General features: G+C 61.5%; 16 protein-coding genes. 9 read left to right on the forward strand and 7 right to left on the reverse strand.

Features of this window, described 5'->3' with window-relative positions; all coding sequences use genetic code 11:
• Window positions 1-22: 22 nt before the first annotated feature.
• From NET03_RS05095 to NET03_RS05105, 3 genes are all read right to left on the reverse strand, one after another.
• Window positions 23-673: a potassium channel family protein gene (locus NET03_RS05095; RefSeq protein ID WP_252127817.1), complete on the reverse strand. Its 651-nt coding sequence runs from the start codon at window positions 671-673 to the stop codon at window positions 23-25.
• Between the two features lie 10 nt (window positions 674-683).
• On the reverse strand, window positions 684-2,138 hold the full coding sequence (locus NET03_RS05100) for a potassium transporter TrkG (protein ID WP_252127818.1): 1,455 nt from the start codon (window positions 2,136-2,138) through the stop codon (window positions 684-686).
• Window positions 2,139-2,284: 146 nt separating this feature from the next.
• Window positions 2,285-3,730: a TrkH family potassium uptake protein gene (locus tag NET03_RS05105; RefSeq protein ID WP_252127819.1), complete on the reverse strand. Its 1,446-nt coding sequence runs from the start codon at window positions 3,728-3,730 to the stop codon at window positions 2,285-2,287.
• A 170-nt stretch (window positions 3,731-3,900) separates the two neighbouring features.
• Here NET03_RS05105 and NET03_RS05110 point away from each other — a divergent pair, with 170 nt between their 5' ends.
• The 4 genes from NET03_RS05110 to NET03_RS05125 all read left to right on the forward strand — a co-directional run bounded on the left by NET03_RS05110 (window position 3,901) and on the right by NET03_RS05125 (window position 9,079).
• Window positions 3,901-4,926 (forward strand): NAD(P)/FAD-dependent oxidoreductase, encoded by a 1,026-nt coding sequence (locus tag NET03_RS05110; protein WP_252127820.1) that lies wholly within the window; start codon window positions 3,901-3,903, stop codon window positions 4,924-4,926.
• 324 nt (window positions 4,927-5,250) lie between these two features.
• Window positions 5,251-6,183: an ABC transporter permease gene (locus NET03_RS05115; protein ID WP_252127821.1), complete on the forward strand. Its 933-nt coding sequence runs from the start codon at window positions 5,251-5,253 to the stop codon at window positions 6,181-6,183.
• Window positions 6,184-6,215: 32 nt separating this feature from the next.
• The gene (locus NET03_RS05120) at window positions 6,216-7,142 is read left to right on the forward strand and encodes an ABC transporter permease (protein ID WP_252127822.1); all 927 of its coding nucleotides are present in this window, start codon (window positions 6,216-6,218) and stop codon (window positions 7,140-7,142) included.
• 92 nt (window positions 7,143-7,234) lie between these two features.
• Complete coding sequence (locus NET03_RS05125) at window positions 7,235-9,079, forward strand: peptide ABC transporter substrate-binding protein (protein ID WP_252127823.1); 1,845 nt, start codon at window positions 7,235-7,237, stop codon at window positions 9,077-9,079.
• Between the two features lie 361 nt (window positions 9,080-9,440).
• On the opposite strand, the gene NET03_RS05130 is transcribed toward NET03_RS05125, so the two are convergent.
• Window positions 9,441-10,211: an anti-sigma factor gene (locus NET03_RS05130; protein ID WP_252127824.1), complete on the reverse strand. Its 771-nt coding sequence runs from the start codon at window positions 10,209-10,211 to the stop codon at window positions 9,441-9,443.
• Complete coding sequence (locus NET03_RS05135) at window positions 10,208-10,780, reverse strand: sigma-70 family RNA polymerase sigma factor (protein ID WP_252127825.1); 573 nt, start codon at window positions 10,778-10,780, stop codon at window positions 10,208-10,210. Before NET03_RS05135 ends, NET03_RS05130 begins: the two co-directional genes overlap by 4 nt.
• A 124-nt stretch (window positions 10,781-10,904) precedes the next feature.
• Here NET03_RS05135 and NET03_RS05140 point away from each other — a divergent pair, with 124 nt between their 5' ends.
• The 5 genes from NET03_RS05140 to NET03_RS05160 all read left to right on the forward strand — a co-directional run bounded on the left by NET03_RS05140 (window position 10,905) and on the right by NET03_RS05160 (window position 16,123).
• The gene (locus NET03_RS05140; RefSeq protein WP_252127826.1) at window positions 10,905-12,059 is read left to right on the forward strand and encodes a S1C family serine protease; all 1,155 of its coding nucleotides are present in this window, start codon (window positions 10,905-10,907) and stop codon (window positions 12,057-12,059) included.
• 16 nt (window positions 12,060-12,075) lie between these two features.
• Window positions 12,076-12,858, forward strand: a complete 783-nt coding sequence (locus NET03_RS05145; RefSeq protein WP_252127827.1) for a class I SAM-dependent methyltransferase — start codon at window positions 12,076-12,078, stop codon at window positions 12,856-12,858.
• Between the two features lie 13 nt (window positions 12,859-12,871).
• A complete protein-coding gene (locus NET03_RS05150) occupies window positions 12,872-13,732 on the forward strand; it encodes an oxygenase MpaB family protein (protein WP_252127828.1) in 861 nt (286 codons plus the stop codon).
• Window positions 13,729-14,700, forward strand: coding sequence for a D-alanyl-D-alanine carboxypeptidase family protein (locus NET03_RS05155; RefSeq protein WP_252127829.1), 972 nt, complete (start codon window positions 13,729-13,731; stop codon window positions 14,698-14,700). The genes NET03_RS05150 and NET03_RS05155 overlap by 4 nt, the downstream gene beginning before the upstream one ends.
• Window positions 14,701-14,857: 157 nt before the next feature.
• Window positions 14,858-16,123, forward strand: a complete 1,266-nt coding sequence (locus NET03_RS05160) for an MFS transporter (protein ID WP_252127830.1) — start codon at window positions 14,858-14,860, stop codon at window positions 16,121-16,123.
• On the opposite strand, the gene NET03_RS05165 is transcribed toward NET03_RS05160, so the two are convergent.
• Together NET03_RS05165 and abmR are read right to left on the reverse strand one after the other, a co-directional pair.
• The gene (locus tag NET03_RS05165; RefSeq protein WP_252127831.1) at window positions 16,120-17,166 is read right to left on the reverse strand and encodes a S1C family serine protease; all 1,047 of its coding nucleotides are present in this window, start codon (window positions 17,164-17,166) and stop codon (window positions 16,120-16,122) included. The genes NET03_RS05160 and NET03_RS05165 overlap by 4 nt on opposite strands.
• A gap of 22 nt (window positions 17,167-17,188) precedes the next feature.
• Window positions 17,189-17,731: an ATP-binding transcription factor AbmR gene (gene abmR / locus NET03_RS05170; protein ID WP_252127832.1), complete on the reverse strand. Its 543-nt coding sequence runs from the start codon at window positions 17,729-17,731 to the stop codon at window positions 17,189-17,191.
• Between the last annotated feature and the right edge of the window lie 950 nt (window positions 17,732-18,681).

Consider the following 18,681-nt stretch of genomic DNA (forward strand, 5'->3'; position numbering starts at 1 on the left):
CCTTTTCGAGCATCGTCTACCCTCACAGCAGCAACACCTGCTGGAGCTGCTCGTCACGCCCTGCGATCGTCAACTCGTCACCGAGGCGCAAGCGCTCACCACGATGAGGGTTCATGATGACCTGGTCACCGCGACGCAAGAACAGTGGTGTCACCCCAAAGCGCTCGCGGAGATCGAGTTCTTCGAGCGTCTTTCCTGCCATGCGCTGATCGACGACGACTTTGGCAAGACCATAACCCGGGCCAACATCAAAGTAGTCCTTTGCCAACGGCATCGTGAGGCTGTGCGCGACGCGAATACCGGTCTCCCGTTCCGGATAGACCACGCGGTCGGCACCAACCATCGTCAAAATGTCACCGTGCAGCTGGTTCTGCGCCTTGGCGAGGACGAAGCGCACACCGAGTTTTTTGAGCAATACCGTCGCCATGATACTCGAACGCTCGTCGGTGCCGATCGCAACCACCGCCGCGTCGAAGTCCTGAGCACCCAGCGTCCGCAAAACCTCCAGATCGGTCACATCGGCAGTCACCGCGTGGGTGACATAGTCGGCCACCGCCTCAATCGCTCGCTCAGAACGATCGATCGCCAGCACTTCGTGCCCTAGCCGCTCCAGCTCGATCGCAATCGCGCTCCCGAACCGCCCGACCCCCAACACCATAAACTGCTTGCGCATCTCCTTCCTCCTAGCCGAGCCGAATCGATTCTTGAGCGTAATGCATTACTTCCCGCGGAATTTCCGTTGCAAAGACCAACGCGATAGCGAGCGGCCCGAAGCGTCCGAGTACAAGCAGGATCGCCAACACTGCCTGCCCAGCCAGACCTAAACTGGCAACGAGCTCGGTCTCCGCTCCAGCCAGCCCGAATGCTTGCACGACCAAGAGCCACACGACGGGCAATTCATACGGCGCCCAGACCGCCAGCACCACAGTACCGCCAAAGGTGACGACCAACGCGAAGATTGCAATCGTGAGGGCACGAAAAACCTGCGTATCCGCAACTTCTCGGCTAAAGGCCACAACATGTCGGCTCCCTCGCACTGTGGCGATAATCGCCAGGAGTAGCAGACTAAACGTCTGCAATTTGATCCCACCCGCGACTGAGCCGCTCGCACCGCCGATGAAGGTCAGCGCTCCCAGGAGGAACGACGTTTCCTCACCGAGCATGCGTGTGTCGATCACCCGAGGACCACCGGTACGGCTAGCGGTGATCGTAAAGGAATCAAGGAGCTGCAGATGCCAAGGCAAGCCAGCAAGCGTCGCCGCATTCGCCCGCTCCATGAGCCAGATACTTCCGGTGCCAATCGCCAAGAGGATCACGCTCGAGACTAGCACCAAGCGCGTATCGGGATAGAGGCGCCGCCACGAGCGCCGCGCAACAACATTGGAAAGCGCCGGGAAACCAGTCGCGCCAAGCAGCACCAGCACGCTGATCGGCAGTATCGCACTCGCATCACGCTGGTAGGCCGCAAGTCCGCCGAAGCCGGGCTCGAAGTCAAAGCCAGCGTTGTGGAATGCCGTCACTGCGGTGACAAACGCCCACCAGAGTGCTTCTGGCACGTCGCGATGGACACGGACACTCGCCGGTAACAAGAGCAGGAGGCCAACAAGCTGAATTGCGAGCGTCGCCATGAGGAGACGGCGCAGTAACGGCTGGAGCTCCCCAAGCTGCTCTTCTCCGAGCCGCACACCAAGCACGTGATGCGCTTCGAAGACCGTGCCCCGCCGCATGATACCGGCCAAAAGCAAGGTCACTGTGGCGACGTATGCGAGCCCACCGATCTCTACCAACAGGACAATCACAGCCTGTCCCCAGTGGTTCCAAACCGTCCCAATATCCACCGGTGCGAACCCCGCGGTGCAGACTGCAGAAAGTGCAACAAACATCGCCTGCCACCAGGACACCGCTTGACCCGGCTCCCATGTTGCAGGCCAACGGAGAAGCAGCGCACCAGCGATCGTCAACAGCGCTGCACCACCCCAGAGTGCAACGAGGAGCGGCACCGTCAGGCGCCGACGGTGCCGCACGCGGAGCCGCACGACCTCGCTGGGCAAAGCCTCACGCCGGATCGTCCGGTCACCCGGACGACGCACGAGTGACGGAGGGCGACTGGGATGTCTCGGATGTGGTGAGCGTTCCACTGTGGTCGCCTGCTCTTAGGGACGCAGTTGCGCGCCCCGATCGAACGCGCCCTGAAGCCTACGCCGACGCCGTTTCACCGTCAACTGAGGTCGCCGCCCTGCCGGCGCGAACTACTCGGACACCGCTCGCAAGAACGCCGATCGCATTAACCAAGAGCAACTGCGGTCCGCGCATAACGCACCGGCTCCGGTCGTGTCCGTTCTGCCAACGCCAGCGCCAGCGTGAGCGGCCCAAGCCGCCCTACGAACATCGTCCCGACGAGGATGAGCTTGCTGAGCGGATGGAGCGCCGGCGTGATCCCCATACTCAGCCCGACCGTTCCAAAGGCTGAGGTCGCCTCAAACCAGATCTCCAGCAACCCGAAAGGTTCGAGAAGCGAGAGGAAAAAACTCGCCAGGAAAACAAGTGCGACCGCCAAGAGTGCAATCGTCATTGCGCGGAACACGAAAATGGCGGGAACTTCCCGCCCAAACGCAGCGACCTGCCGCTGCCCCCGCAGGACGGTCCACACGGCGAGGAGCAGGAGAGCAAAGCTTTGCACTTTGATTCCACCGGCAAACGAACCGCTCGCACCACCAACAAACATGAGCCCAATCGTCACGAACAATGCCTCGTCATTCATGCGCGCTACATCAAGCGAATTGAAGCCGGCAGTTCTCGGCACCACCGCCTGAAAGAAGGCGTTGAGGAGGCGATCACGCAGTGGCAAGACACCGAGCGTCCGTGGGTTATCCCATTCGAACGCCAAGATGAGTAGCGTACCTGTTACAAGGAGCACAGCAGTCGTCGACAAGACAACTTTGCTATCCAGCGTCAGCCGCCCCCAGCGACGCTCGCGCACGACGTCCGAGAGTACGGCAAAGCTGAGCCCTCCCAAGACGATCAGGATGGCGATGGGAAGCAAGACCTCTGGCGCATGCTGGTAGGGTGTCATCGAGCGGAATCCACCTACGATATCGAATCCGGCGTTATTGAACGCCGACACACTATGGAAGAGCGACCACCAGATCCCTCGCCAGAACGAGCCCGTTGCCGCAATCCCACTTGGCAACAACACGAGCGTCCCAGCTAGCTCGATAGTCAGTGTCAGAACAGCAAGCCGTTGAAGCAGCCGAACCACTCCACCGGGTCCTGGTTCGCCAAGACTCATCCCGCAGGCCAGGCGATCCCGCAACGTGGGCCGTATTCCCAGAAGCGCCAGCAGGAGCGTGGCGCTGGTCGCAAACCCAAAGCCACCGAGCTGGATGAGAATCAGAATGACCGCCTGCCCAAAGCCACTCCACGCGGTCGCGGTATCACGGACCACGAGTCCTGTCACACAGACTGCTGAGGTTGCTGTGAAGAGAGCATCGACAACCGACGCACGATGACCATCGGCCGAGGCGAACGGTAAGCTCAAGAGCGCAGTACCCACCAGGATCAGCAACGCAAACCCGATGGTGAGTCGGAGTGCAATGGGGCGCGGGCGACGCGGTGCACGCGGCCGCGGCAGTTGCACAGCCTCGCGCGGGGCGACAGCGCGACGCACAATCCGATCGCCAGGGCGACGCACCTGTTCTCGAGGACGGCTCGGATGCCTGAGGCGATCCATGAGCTGACTCGCTTCCACTCCCCCACTCTCGGGCAAGCCTAGGGGATAGCCGTGACGCTCGTCAACGCGCTATACTCTGCCAGTGACGTGCGTTCCCGGAAGGGACCCGCTTCCGACCGACGTTGTTCGGGGGACGGGTGCACCATGAGTGGTGCGGAGGTGAGAAGGCAATGACGCAGCACGATGTCTTTGATACCACGATCATCGGTGGGGGACCGGTTGGGCTGTTTGCCGCCTTCTACGCTGGCATGCGTGGGCTCAAGACCAAGATTATCGATAGCTTACCCGAACTCGGCGGACAGCTCATCGCCGTCTACCCCGAAAAGTACATCTACGATATCGCCGGCTTCCCCAAAGTGTTGGCCAAGGACTACGTGAAGGGCGCGGTGGAGCAAGGACTCTCCACCGGCGCCGTCCCTTGCCTGGGTGAGTCCGCCCAGACCCTCACCTGGCTCCCTGAGGCCGGCCACTACCGCCTCACAACCGACAAGGCCGACCACTACACCCGCACCGTCATCATCTGCGCCGGCGTCGGCTCCTTCGAACCCAAGCGCCTGGAGGCCCCCGGCGTCCGGGAGTTCGAAGGCCGCGGCGTCACCTACCTCGTCCGCTCCCTCGAGGAGTTCCGCGACAAGGATGTCGTCATCGTCGGTGGCGGTGACTCCGCCGTCGACTGGGCTTTGGCTGTCTACCCCCTCGCCCGCTCCACAACGCTCGTCCACCGCTCGAAGTTCCGCGCCCACGAGCGTTCCGTCCAGCAACTGCACGACTCCCCGGTCGCTCTCTACTACCCCTTCTATGAGGTCAAGGAGGTTCGCGGCAATGCCTGGCTCGAGGAAGTCGTCGTCCACCAGACCCGGACCGGTGAGGAGCGTGTCTTCCCCGCTCAGGCCCTGATCGTCGCCATCGGCTTTGCCGCCGACCTCGGTCCGTTGAAGACCTGGGGCCTGACGATCGAACGCAACAACATCGTCGTCGATCCGCGGACGATGGCAACTGGACTGCCCGGCGTCTTTGCCGCTGGTGATGTGGTGACGTACCCCGGTAAGTTCAAACTGATCGCCACCGGGGTTGCCGAGGCGATCACCGCCGTCAATCATGCCGTCGTCCATCTCGACCCCTCTGCCCGCCTTGACGCTGGCCACTCCACCAACGTCATGGAAAAACGCGAGCGCACCGCAGTCTCGGCTGACTGAGCCCGCTCGCAAGTCACCCTTCTCTCCGCTAGTCCGTGCAGAGCGCACGGTCTGGCGACCTCTTTTTTGGATCTAGTGCCCGCACACATCCCTTGTCTTATGCCGGATACTTGCCGCTGGAATGCAGCGGTGGTTCCGCGCAGTCGCGTGACCAGCCGAGTACATCGGCAAAACCTGCGACGAATGCCGGTTCATACCGCTCTCCCAGGGGCATTGACAGCGATTCCGTCAATGTGGTAGTGTGCAGGCACAAGGGTCGCACTGAGCGGTTGCGGCAAGACGGGGCACTCCGAACGAGGCGACGACAAGAGTGAGGAGTGGACGATGGCGCAGTATATCGCGCGCCGGCTTCTCATGGTCATTCCAACATTAATCGCGATTTCGCTGATCACCTTTATCATTATGCATGCAACGCCGGGTAGCCCGCTCCAACCACGCGCCCCACAAGCCAATCCGCTGCCACCCGCTGCCCAAGAGGCGCTCGCGCGCAAATACGGGCTCGATAAGCCCCTCTGGCAACAATACCTGACGTATCTCCGCCATATCTTCACCCTGGACTTTGGCTATTCCTACCAGTACCAGACACGCGAAGTCCGCGACATTATGGCAAGCACTCTCCCCATCTCGCTCCATTTGGGCATTATGGCGATGGCCTTAGCAATCCTGGTGGGCATCCCGCTCGGAGTCATCGCGGCGATCAATCAGAACGGTCCGGTCGACTACCTCTGTAGCTTTATCGCGACGCTTGGCGTTGCTGTTCCCAACTTTATCCTCGCGCTGTTCTTGATCGTGCTCCTGGTCCTGCTCATCCCCGTCATTCCACGTACGGGTGGCTGGGACTCTCCGATCGACTGGGTGCTGCCGACGATCGCGCTCGCGCTGGGCCCCATCGGCATCATCGCTCGCTACACCCGCGCCAGTATGGTCGAGGTATTACGGCAGGACTTCATTCGCACCGCCTATGCCAAGGGATTAAGTGACCGTCAGGTCATTCTGCGGCACGTGCTCAAGAATGGACTCATCCCCCCGATTACCATCCTCGGTCCGATGTTTGCTGCGATTGGGACAGGCTCTCCCTTCGTTGAGAAGATCTTCCGTGTCCCTGGCATGGGGCGGTTCTTTGTTGATAGTCTGATCGCACGCGATTATCCGATGATCATGGCGGTCATCTTGATTTATGGAGCCTTCCTGGCCATCATGAACATCATCGTGGATATCTTGTACGGCATCGTCGATCCGCGGATTCGCTTGGCCTGACGCGTGAGGAAGTACTGGGAGGAAGTGACCTCATGGCGACTGCTGGTGCTGGGATGACCGGACAGGCACAGCGGCTTGACGCCCTGGTCTGGGCAGCCCGACCGCACCGCACACTCTGGCGCGATGCGCTGAGCCGGCTCCTTGCGAACCGCTTAGCGATGTTTGGCCTGATCATCGTCCTCATCTTTACTGCTCTGGCACTGTTCGCACCGATACTCGCACCCTACCCGTACGATAAGGCCGATTTCACCGCAGTTTCCCAGTTCCCGACCTGGACCGGTAAATACCCGCTCGGCACGGATCTCGTCGGGCGGGACATGCTGAGTCGGCTGATCTGGGGAGCCCAAGTCTCGATGGCTGTTGGACTGGGCGCTCAGGTGCTCGTCTTCCTGATTGGCGTGCCGATCGGCGCACTGGCCGGGTACGTGGGTGGCCGCGTCGACTCGCTCCTTATGCGCTTTGTCGACGTCATGTACGCCTTCCCGCAACTCCTGTTCGTCATCCTGATCATGGCCGCCCTGGGACGCGGCATGCAAAACATCTTCATCGCTATCGGTATCACTGGCTGGGTGACACTGGCACGCCTCACCCGTGCCGAGTTCCTGGCACTCCGCGAGCGCGATTTCGTCATCGCTGCACGAGCGGCAGGAGCTTCTCCGTGGCGCATTATCACCCGTCACATGCTCCCCAACGCGCTCTCACCAATCATCGTCGCTCTCACTTTCGGCATCCCACAGGCGATCTTCACCGAGGCCGCGCTCAGCTTTATCGGCATTGGAATCCCCGAGCCGCGACCGAGCTGGGGCAAAATGGCCGGTGAAACGCAACAGTACATCACTTCCTACTGGTACATGCCGCTTTTCCCGACTATCCTGATCGCGCTTCTCATGCTGAGCTTCACGTTCCTTGGCGACGGACTGCGCGATGCCCTCGATCCGCGAACGCGGAAGCGCGAGTGAGAGGGGGTGACACAAGGGAGCGGCCTTCCGACACTTGTTGACTTACCGTGCACGTTCGAGGTGAGCAGCTCATCTTGAGAGGAGGAGGTACGATGAGCGACAAACTCCGCTGGTGGGAAGATCCCGAACAGGTGGCGCTTCTCTGGAAACGTTTCCAGGCAGTCAACCTCGATCGCCGCGAGTTCGTGCGGTTTGTCGGTGCAGTTGGGGGTACGACTGGTGCCGCGTTGGCCATGGCTGCATGCCAACGCGGTCCAGAGGCGACACCCACACCAGCCGCTGCTGTCACTCCGCCTCCCGTCCCCACACCAACCCCGCCACGTGCTGTCGGTCCAACGCCGACCGCCGCTCCAACGCCGACGGCAGCAGAAGGTGAACTCGCCCCCGAGCAAGTCTTCCGCACCAACATGGAACGTGACCCGCAGAGCTTTGACTTTAACCGCGACCTCTACTGCGAGGGAGATTCCTCGTGCTTCGCCATGCTGGGTATGTTCACACCGGATCTCGAGGTTGTTCCCGACATCGCGGAACGCTGGGAGCCGAACGAGGACGCATCCGTCTGGACGTTCTATCTCCGGAAGGATACCTACTGGAGTAACGGTGACCCAGTGACCGCCCACGACTACGAGTGGTCCTGGAAGCGGCAGCTTGACCCCGCCACCGCGGCACCTTACGCTGGTTTCCTCTACGACATCAAGAATGCTGAGGCGTTCAACACGCAGAAACCCGGTGTCACCCGCGATGACGTCGGGGTCAAGGCCCTCGACGATTACACACTCCAAGTGACACTTGAGGGACCACGCGGCTATTTCCCCATTCTCGCCGCCTACATCGCCGCTGCCCCGGCGCACCGCCCCTCAGTCGAGAAGTACGGCGACAAGTGGACCGAGGCAGAGAACATCGTCTGCAACGGCCCCTTCAAGCTCGTCCGTTGGGAGCACGATAAGATCGTGGTGCTGGAGAAGAACGAGAAGTACTGGAATGCCAAGAACATCACGCTTCAGCGTGTCGAACGCCCAATTATTCCGAGCGAGGCGGTACTCCAAGCTTACGAAAACAACGAAATCGACTGGATGTGGCGCGGCCCGCTTGGCCAACTCGACCGTGTCCGCTCCGATCCAAAGCTCAGCAAGGAATATCAGCAGTTCAACCTCTACGGCACGTGGTACCTTGTGCCTGACCCGAACTTCGAACCATACAACCTGAAGGAAGTCCGCCGCGCGATGGCCCACGCCATCGACCGCGAGACGATCGTCAAGCAGGTCCTCAAGGGGCTGGCCACGGTCGCCTACACCTTTAACCCGCCCGGTATGCCCTACTACATCGAGCTGGACGACAAGATTCGTGAACTCACAGAGTACAACCCCGATAAGGCACGCCAGTGGCTCAAAGGAACGCCCTACGAGGGCGGGAAGAACTGGCCGAAGGGCCTGACACTTACTCACCGCGAAGAGGGCGACGCTCCGAAAGCTGCTGCGGCTGCCATCATCCAAATGCTCAAGGAAGTGCTCGGCATGGAACTCGAGCACATCGTCGGTGAACCACGCGAGACCTACGAACGGATGTGGAAGCACGAGATCCCGCTCATGTGGGTCCGTTGGTACATTGACTACCCTGATCCCGCCAACACCCTCTTCCAGGTCTGGTACTCCAAAGCCCCGACCGGTCACCGCCACAGCTGGGCGAACGACGAGTTCGACCGGCTCGTGCTCCAAGCCAACGGAGAACAAGATCCTCAGAAGCGGTACCAGCTCTATTACCAGGCCCAACTGATCCAGCTTGAGGACGCCGCGGCAATCTATGTGTACAATCCTTGGAACTACGGACTCATGAAGCCTTGGGTCACAAACCTTCCGCGTAATCGGAACGGTGACTTTACCCCGGAGTGGAACATCTTCATCCGGCATTACGATTACTACAAGATCCTCAAGCACTAAGCACGCTGCATCAGAACGAGGTTGTCCCCTTATCCCGTGATTGGGATAAGGGGACAGTCGTCTTCTTCCGAGCCACACATCTGTCTCGTACTGCAGCACGGGAGTAGTGAGAAACGAGGCAGCATGCCAGAGCCCCCTCAGCAATTCACGACAGACCGACAACTTAACGAGGGAAGATGAGACGCTCACGACAAGCTCCGTCGATACCGCGTGGCGTTCTTCCTGCGAAACGACCACCAGGCGACTCCCCAAAGAGCGAAGTGACAGCGCCAGCAGTGCGATCCGCAGTGCTAGTCTACCAAATCAATCTCAGGAAAACCGAGGGAGAAAGCTGGCTCAAGAAGGCTTCTCCACCTCGCAGTCAGCCCTGCCCAGCCTCCAGCCGCGGGCGAGCGATCCCGTCATAAATCGCCCACGCCTCCCAGTCCCATGCGCATCCCGCGATTCGTTCGCCAGTCGGTTGCCCGCTCCCTTCTGGTCCTGGCTCGACAGTGATCCCCATCCCTTGGTATGTCGTCCAGGGATCCCGCGCGTGGATCACAAGGAGCGCTCTCCCTTGAAAGTCTGGAAGGAATACCCCCGCACTATCTCGCCCGCCATCGGACCGGATGAGCCATACCTGGTAGACGTGCCCCTTATCGGGACGTGGGAGTTCCTCAAGCACCACCAAGCCGGTTCGCCCCTCCCGATCCAAGTACACGCGCCCCACCCGGGCTGGCATGTCGGCTCGTTCGCCCTCCATCGCTGTCGACCAGTCCGCAGCTGCCAAGACCGCCGCGATACTTGCTTGTCGTGCTGCGAGCTCGTTGACCTGCCGGTCAGCTCGAGTGATCGCGAGCAGGAGTGCGAAGACAAGCAACACTGCCGCCGCTGCAAGCAGTCCACGCGCCCATGCCAACCGCCAGCGCTGGCGCCCCTCAAACGCAGCGGCGGCGAGGACGCGGGCACGCAGCGCCGGAGAGGGCTCGACTTGTGGCACCGCCGTCCCAAGCCAACCGAGTGCCTCTTCAATCCGAAGGAGCTCTGCCCGGCAGCGTTCACATCCTTCAAGATGTCGGGCAACACGTGCTGCCGTCTCGGGATCGAGTTCCCCGAGGGCATACTCCACGAGTTCCTGCTCATGTTCCGTCACCGCGTGTCCGTCCATAGCTCCCGGTCCCCCGCCAATGCTGCCGCGAGACGCTGCAGTGCCGTCCGAACCCGCGTCTTCACTGTTCCGAGCGGCACCCCCAATCGCTCGGCGATCTCCCGCTGCGTTAACCCTTCAAAGTACGCAAGCTCAATCACTTGTCGCAGACCGCTGTCCAGCTCAGCGAGCACCTGCCGAACACGGGCTACTGCCTCGTTCTGGAGCGCAGTGTCGTCGGGATCATTCTGGTTGGTGACATGCGTCGTCATCTCAAGGCGCCAGCTGAGTTGCCGCTCGCGAGTCCGCCGGCGTAGGACATCGATGGCACGATTCCGAGCCGAGCGAAGCAACCACGGACCAAATGGACCGCGTGCCGCATCATACAGCTGCGGGTACTGCCACACGTGGAAGAACAACTCTTGCGTCACCTCTTCGGCTGCTCCCGGATCGTGGAGGATACTCAACGCAAGTGAGTAGACCGACCGCGCATATCGGTCGTAGAGCACTTCCAACGCCGCTCGGTCCCGACTACGAACGCGCGCGACCAGTTCTGCGTCGCTCGCTTCACTCACGTCGGTGTCCATCCAGCCTGCCCGTTCGCCGTATCCGGCTCGACGTCTCTATCATACGCACTGCTCGGGGCGTAGGATTGACCTGCGAACCGGCCCGTGGTGCTGGGGGAGGGAGGACGAACCGATGCGTCGCAGCATGATCGGAGCGATTGCGGTGATCGCATTCCTCGCTGGCTGGATCGCCGGGAGCGGGTGTCTTCGTGTCCGGATCGCTGCGAGCCCCACACAGTCAGCCCGCATCATAGCGACAGCGGCACCCACTCCGAGCACTGCACCGATCACCCTCGGCTCCACACCATCGCGCAGTCCGTCAGTGATCCCTCCCGCGCCAGCTCCAGGCAGTGACTTCGCAACTGCGATCGAAAGTGTCGCGGCTCAGGTGACGCCAGCTGTCGTCTACGTCGCTACCCGAGCCATCGTGCCCAGCCTGTTTGGCTTCGGCCAGATCCAACAAGGTGTAGGATCCGGCGTCATCTTCGATCCACGTGGCTACATCCTCACCAATGACCACGTCATCGCCGGAGCACAAGAAATCCTCGTCGTGCTTGGTGATGGGCGCCAGTTTACCGGCCATGTGATCGGCCGCTCGCCCGTCAACGACATCGCAGTGGTGAAGATCGACGGGGACAATCTCCCCGTCGCATCACTGGGCGACAGCGACCAGCTTCGAGTCGGCCAGTGGGTTGTCGCGATTGGCAACGCGCTCGGCCTCGAGGGCGGACCAACAGTGACTGCAGGTGTCGTCAGTGCGCTGAGCCGTACCATCACACCCGGTCCAGGGGAGCCCGCGATCGGGCCACTCATTCAGACTGACGCCGCCATTAATCCGGGGAACTCAGGCGGACCTCTTGTGAATCTTGCAGGAGAAGTCGTCGGCATCAATAGCGCCAAGATTCAGACAGCGGAAGGAATTGGATTCGCCATCCCAATCAACAAGGCCAAGGAGATCGTGCAACAGCTGCTCGAAGCCCGTCCGCGAGCCTATCTCGGTATCACCTCTGTCTCCGTGACCCCGGCACTCGCCGCTGCCTACGGACTCCCCGTCAGTCGCGGTGTCCTCGTGGTCGACGTGGAAGCAGGTGGACCAGCAGATCAGGCCGGCATCCAGCCAGGGGACATCATCGTCGGCTTCGACAACCGGACAATCACGAACGCCAACGATCTGCAAGCAGCCCTTGGTACGCACCAGCCGGGCGACCAGGTCACAGTGACTGTTCATCGTGGGGGCCGTGAAGAGCGCCTCACCGTCACGCTCGGGGTTGCTCCAGTTGTCCAATAAGGGAAGGGACACCGCCATGGCGAGCCAGAGCGATCTTCTCTTCCACCGCCTTGTGCGTGACTTCGGACGTCCTGCCCCAACTGATCTAGCGCGCCGCCAGCTTCTGGATTCGCTTGCCCAGCGGAAGCTTCTCACAACTGGAACCAGCGTCCTCACCCTCCTTGCCTCCCCGGAAATCATCGCTGAGCTCGCAGCGCGCGGTGCGAGCGTGACTGCTGTCGAGCCGCACGAAGAGTTGCTCGAGCAGGCACGCCGTCGCTTAACGGGGACGACCGCGACCGTGCATTGGGTACGCCGCGATCCGCATCGCCTCCCATTTCGCCGGGCCTTTGATCTCATCCTCAGCATAGGCCTCGTCCTTGGAACCAGCGGGAACGAGGTCGAGGATCAGGAGTTCCTCCGTTCACTGGCTGCTGCGCTACGTCCTGGTGGGACGCTCGTTCTCGAACTTCCCAATCGTGACCTTCTGGTGCGCGAGTTCGTGGAGCGGTTTTGGGCCGAACTGGACGGGCTGCGCGTCCTCATTCGTCAAGACTGGGATGTTCCCATGGGAACAGTACGTCTGGATTGGCATTTCGTGTGGCCACACGGCACTGTTGAAACGCGCCAGGTTGCCCTGCGTCTCTATTGTGCCGCCGAACTTGCTGCCCGTTGCCGCGACGCCGGCTTGACGATGCTCGAATGGTGGGGAGACGACAATGCGACTCCATACGGGCTCTGGGCACCGCGCTTGTTGCTCGTCGCACGCCTTGGCAGCGAGCCTACCGAGCCACTTGTCGTCGGCAGCGAACGAGGCTAGGGAGCTCCTGAGCATGCGATCCACCACTCGACCGCTCGTCCAGATCGTCAACGCTGAGCGGATCGTTGTCCTCGGGTGGGGTCGAGCGATCCTTGCACAGTTGGCTCATCCCCTTGTCGCAGCTGGTGTCGCCGACCACTCGACCTTCGCTCGAGACACGTGGTCTGCATTCCGGCGATTCCAGGCCACTGTACGAGCGATGCGCGCATTCACCTTCGGCCCACCTGAAGCAGCACGTGAAGCAGCCCGGCGCATCGCGCGGAAACATGATCAGGTGCAGGGCATGCTCCGCGAGCCCCTCGCTCGATTTCCGGCCGGTACTCGTTACTCGGCTCACGATCCCGAACTGCTAACCTGGGTTCATGTGACAACGATCGAGGCAACGCTCGTCGCCTACGAGCGTTTCGTCGCACCACTCACACCTGCACAGCGCGATCAGTACTGCCAGGAAGCAACAGCAATGGCACAGTGGCTCGGTATCCCGCCCGACACTTTTCCCGACTCCTGGCAAGCACTGCAGGAAATCATGACCCAAGCACGGCAGGACGGCATCGTTACCGTGACCCCGCTTGCAAAAGCGTTGGCGGACCGTGTCCTCGACCCACCACGTCCGTGGTGGCTCACCCCAGCGGCTCGTTCCTGGCGCTGGTTGACGGTCGGCTTGCTGCCCGACTGGCTCCGCCAGGCATACGGGCTGTCCTGGTCAGCAGGCGACGAGCATTGCTTCAACCGCTTCTGCGCCTTCCTCCGGCGCCTGTGGCGCCATCTGCCGAACCTCATTCGCCAGTGGCCAGAAGCCCGTGCTGGTTTGCCGCTCCCCACACCTCCTGAATATCGCTCAGAGTCGACAGCGAACGCGAGGGTCAGCTCGTGACGGCAGTGTTTGGGCTCCTGCGTCGGTTTGGTCTCGCCTTTCTGCTCCTGACACTTAGTGTCACGATCGCCGGGCTCACGCTTACCCGTTACGCTTCATTGGGGACAACCCTCCCCACACCCACAGTTGGCAGGACACCGTCACCGGTACCCACACCGACACCATCACCGACGCCCACCCCGTTTCCACCCCCGCTTACTGCGCGTGTCACCCTCGTCATCGATCTCACTGGCGACCGTGTCTTACTCGACCAGCAGAGTGAGCTCCCGCTCCCACCGGCGAGCACACTCAAGCTCCTCACCGCCCTCACCGTGCGGGAGCTCTTGCATCCTGAGGAGATCGTGACGGTTCAGTCGGAGGATGAGGTCGACCCGACGATGGAATCAACCATGGGGCTTGCCGCAGGCGATACCATCACTGTCCACGACCTGCTCATCGGCCTTCTCTTGCCATCTGGGAACGACGCGGCGCGTGCCCTCGCCCGTGTTGCCGGTGAGCGCCTGGCAACCCCCAGCGAGCTCCCACCACGCGAGCGTTTTCTTGCCAGGATGCAAGCGAAGGCAGCGGAACTTGGGCTCGAACAGACAATTGTGCGAACGCCGGACGGGGACGACGTACCGGGACAGGTGGCAAGCGCACGGGATTTGGCCCGGCTCGCACATGCCGTGTTGGCTGATTCCGAGCTTGCCACCATTGTCGCGATGCGCGAAGCGCACGTTCGCGTGGGTGGCCCCAACGCCCGCATTCTCAAACTCACCAACACCAACGAACTCCTTGGGCATCTCGGGGTGATCGGGGTCAAGACGGGCACCTCGCCCGCTGCAGGCCAATGCCTCGTTGCCGCCTGGCGGACGTTCGATGAGCGGCTTTATCTTGCCGTCATCCTTGGTAGTCAGGATCGCTATAGCGATCTACGCGCACTCATCGCCTGGGTGACTGCTGCGACTGGCAGCGCGCCTAACCCTTGAAGAGACCCCACCGCCACTCCCAGACCTCACGACTCGAGAGGATCAACTGCGTTGGCGAGAGCACTCCCCCTGGTGTCTGTTACCATTGTGCGCCGGCACGAGTGGCTCGCCCGCTGAGCCTCTTTTTCCTCAAGAGACGTCAGTGTAGGAGTGCCCTGTGTCACGCAATATCCCTACAATACCCACTACCCAGCGAACGTTTTTGACTCGTCTGCGTGACTCGCTGAACGAGAGTGCATTAGCTGTCCCGGCTTATCGCCGCTTCTGGCTCAGTATGCTCATTTCGAATGTCGGCAGTTGGCTTCAGCTCGTCGCCCAAGGGTGGCTGATCCTTGCACTGACGAATTCCCCGCTCTATCTCGGGTTCTATGGGCTCCTCCGTTCCGTTCCAACGCTGACCATCACCCTCATCGGCGGCGCGATTGCCGACCGCATTGATCGGCGCAAGATCCTGCTCGTCACGCAGTCGTCTGCAGCAGCACTCGCGTTCCTCCTCGGTTTTCTCGATCTCACCGGATTGGTTCGCCCCTGGCAGATCCTCGCTATTGCCTTCGCCACTGCGACAGTCATGGCGTTCGATAACCCAGCCCGACAAGCGATGGTGCCAGGCCTTGTTGGGCATGAACGCGTTCCCTCCGCAGTCGGTCTGAATTCGGCTGGGTGGAATGCAGCTGCTGTTCTCGGGCCCTCGCTTGCTGGCATGCTCGTTGCCGCTGCGGGTACTGGCTGGGCCTTTGTGTTGAACGGGCTGAGCTACCTCCCAGTCATTTGGGCAGTCTGGACCTTGCAACCAGCACGCCCGAGCGGGACAACGAGCACACCTCTGCTTGCCCATGTGGCAATCGGCATCCACGCAGCGCAGCGAGACCGTCGTCTGCTCGGACTGCTGACGCTCCTTGCAGTCCCCACGTTCCTCGGCCGCCCGTACTTGCAGCTGATGCCAGTCTTCGCAAGTGATGTCCTCCACACCAGTGCAGCTGGCTACGGGGCGCTGATGGGAATCAACGGGGCAGGAGCATTAGCCGGTGCATTACTCGTCGGGCGAGTAAGCAAGTATCCAAAACGCGGGCAGCTCCTCTTCTTCGTGAATATTGCCTTCGCCACAACGCTGATTGCCTTTGCGGCTTCGCACCAACCCGTCCTCTCCGCCGTGCTCCTCTTCGCGGTTGGCGCCAGCCAGACGCTCCTCATGGCACTCACGAACACACTCCTCCAGCTGATCGTGCCAGACGAGTTCCGTGGACGTGTCATGGCGCTCTACACGCTGATCCCGATGGGCTTCATGCCGCTCGGTACGATGGCACTGGGCAGTATCGGGGACGTGCTCGGTGTTCCCTTTACGGTCGCAGTGGCGGCCGGTCTTGCACTCGGCTTCACGTTCGCCGGTCGCCGCCTTTTCCCCGAAGTCTATCGGCTCCCTTAAACCTCCCGGTTCGGCTCAGCGGCGAGTTCTGCACGCAGCGTCAACAGACGTCCCTGACGGATCACCCCGAGCACCACCGAACTCCCAAGCGGTGTACGACTCAGCATCCGCTGCAGATCAGCTGGGGAACGCAGCGGCACACCGTCCAGGCTGACAATCATGTCGCCCGGCCGCAAGCCAGCTCGCTCCGCCGGGCTACCGGCAATCACCTGGAGCACGGCGACGCCAGCCGCCTGGGACGCTCCTCGTTCCGGAACAAAACGGCCCGGCACAGTGCGCAGTTCACCGACGATGCCTAACCAGGCACGCTGCACGCGTCCTCCGCGCAAGAGTTGCCCAACCACCCACTGCGCCGTGTTGGCCGGAACCGCGAAGCTCAACCCCTGCGCCCCTGCCACAATCGCAGTATTGACACCAATCACCTTCCCACGCGTATCGACCAGTGGGCCACCAGAGTTCCCCGGGTTGAGCGGCGCATCAGTCTGAATGACGTTCTCAATGACACGCCCATCCGGACCACGCAACGAACGCCCCAGCGCTGAGACCACTCCGGTGACGACGCTCGCCTGCAACCCCAATGGGTTACCGATGGCGATGACGAGCTGACCAACCTGTAGGCGATCAGAGTCGCCGAGCTCAGCCACCGGCAAATCATTGGCGTGGACACGCACCACGGCAAGATCCGTAGCAGGGTCTTCGCCGACCAGTTGCGCAGGGAGTTCACTCCCATCCGCGAGCGTCACCGCGATGCGACGTGCACGGTGGACGACATGGCTGTTGGTGACAATATACCCGTCCGGCGCAATCACGAACCCCGAGCCCGCACCAGGCACCTCTGCCGAGCGGCGAGGAGCGCCGAAGGTGCGCATGACCTGCACACCAACAACTGCTGGTGCTACCCGTTGTACGACGCGGACGACAGCCTGCGAGAAAGCATCGAGCAACGTCTCTGGCTCAGCTGCCTCGACGCGGTTCGTCGCGTTCGCAATTGGCTCGTGCTCGTCACCACGGATGGGATAGATTGTGAACGGCTGTCGCAGCATGATCTGTTTCCTCCTGTTTGAATCACGGCTCTCGTTTGGTTGATTCCGCCCCTGGGCCAGATTGGCGAAGTTCCTGCACCCGTATCAGTGCCTGCCGGAGCTCCTCCAGCCAGTCCGCCTCGTGTCTCCCGACCAACCGAACACACCAGGCCAGCGCCTCGCTACGGCTCCGCGCCACGCCTGCTTCGACGAGCGTGTCCAACACCTGCCGCTCGGCAAGCCGCAGTCGCGTCATCACCGGGACACTGAGGACCGTGAAGAGTTGCTGGACAGGTCCACACGTCGCTCCCCAGGAGACTTTCCGGCCAAACCGATACTCGGCCTCGCTGGCGATACGCATACGCTGCCCACGTGTCTCTTCGCGGAAGCGCTGGATACGCGCGACGCAGGCTGCATGACGCTCTTCCTGGCTTGCTCCCTCAGGAAGGACCGGCTCAGGAAGTCGACCGATAACGAGAATCTCGTCACGGTCGTACGTAATCTCTGGTGGCTCGACAAACCAGCCCTCAGGCAAGCGACCCACAAACCAGGCCAGAAGTTCTGCGGCAAACGGATCCCTTTTCATCAGAAAGCTCCCTTCTGTCGATTGCGACAATTACAGTATTACACAAGCCAAGCCGATCAACAACCCTAAGACACCAGCCGCCGATCACGCAGCCGTTGATACGGTTCTGCACTCGGCGTGTGGTATTCCCGCACGACGGAACTCTTCTGCTGAGCAGCGTGGGTGGTCAGACCTTCAGAGCGTTGTCGATCTCCGTTCAGCTGGGACACGTTCACGAGAGCGCTCGTCACTGCAGCAGACCGCTGACCAGTCTGCTCACGGAGTCGGAATGTCATCAGAAGGTACCGCTGACGGTCTCGTAGCCTGCCCGTAGCGTCACCTCTTGTACCACCACCCGGCTCCCAGCCTCCGTGAGGCCATCTTGGTATCCACGCTGAGCGTCGCCAGAGCTCGAGACTTGCCTGACGGATACCACGGGTTCGCGCTGTACCGTGCGCAGGATCAGACGGCCTCAGAGACTCTGCACAACGCAGATCCCAAGCAGGGGGTAGATCAGTCCTGCCTCAGGCAATCTCCTCTAGCAACTGGCCGTGTTCGCTCGGTAGGATGCTGCCGTGGGTACTGCACGTGCCACCCCGATCCCAGACCGCCCGCTGCCCACCCCCGCAACAGGAACAAAAGGAAGTAGAAGCGACGAGCGAGCGTGCACCGCCGTGAATGTGCACTCGGCACCCTAAACCGAGCTCCTCACTGTCCAAGCGGAGCAGCCGATCCGCATGCCATGCCGTGTATCAGTTCACGAAGAAAATATCCCACGAGGCAAACGACCGATGGAGGAGCGCAATGTCTTGTGTCTGCAGACTCCTGAGACAGCATGTCCCGCGCCTGTACGCGCCATCGGATGTAGTGGGACCACTGTTACGTACTGCCGGGCCGAACTCTCGAGCCAGCTGGTGCGATACATTTCCCCTACACAGAACTGCCGGATGCAAGACCTCGACCCGCGAGCG

The sequence above is a fragment of the Thermomicrobium sp. CFH 73360 genome (assembly GCF_023806465.1).
In the GTDB taxonomy this organism is placed as follows: Bacteria; Chloroflexota; Chloroflexia; order Thermomicrobiales; family Thermomicrobiaceae; genus Thermomicrobium.

Bases quoted from the DNA above. Each gene is read 5' to 3' on its own strand.
- NET03_RS05095 (WP_252127817.1), bottom strand. From the start codon at position 673: ATGCGCAAGCAGTTTATGGTGTTGGGGGTCGGGCGGTTCGGGAGCGCG.
- NET03_RS05105 (WP_252127819.1), bottom strand. From the start codon at position 3,730: ATGGATCGCCTCAGGCATCCGAGCCGTCCTCGAGAACAGGTGCGTCGC.
- NET03_RS05110 (WP_252127820.1), top strand. From the start codon at position 3,901: ATGACGCAGCACGATGTCTTTGATACCACGATCATCGGTGGGGGACCG.
- NET03_RS05115 (WP_252127821.1), top strand. From the start codon at position 5,251: ATGGCGCAGTATATCGCGCGCCGGCTTCTCATGGTCATTCCAACATTA.
- NET03_RS05120 (WP_252127822.1), top strand. From the start codon at position 6,216: ATGGCGACTGCTGGTGCTGGGATGACCGGACAGGCACAGCGGCTTGAC.
- NET03_RS05125 (WP_252127823.1), top strand. From the start codon at position 7,235: ATGAGCGACAAACTCCGCTGGTGGGAAGATCCCGAACAGGTGGCGCTT.
- NET03_RS05140 (WP_252127826.1), top strand. From the start codon at position 10,905: ATGCGTCGCAGCATGATCGGAGCGATTGCGGTGATCGCATTCCTCGCT.
- NET03_RS05145 (WP_252127827.1), top strand. From the start codon at position 12,076: ATGGCGAGCCAGAGCGATCTTCTCTTCCACCGCCTTGTGCGTGACTTC.
- NET03_RS05150 (WP_252127828.1), top strand. From the start codon at position 12,872: ATGCGATCCACCACTCGACCGCTCGTCCAGATCGTCAACGCTGAGCGG.
- NET03_RS05165 (WP_252127831.1), bottom strand. From the start codon at position 17,166: ATGCTGCGACAGCCGTTCACAATCTATCCCATCCGTGGTGACGAGCAC.
- abmR (WP_252127832.1), bottom strand. From the start codon at position 17,731: ATGAAAAGGGATCCGTTTGCCGCAGAACTTCTGGCCTGGTTTGTGGGT.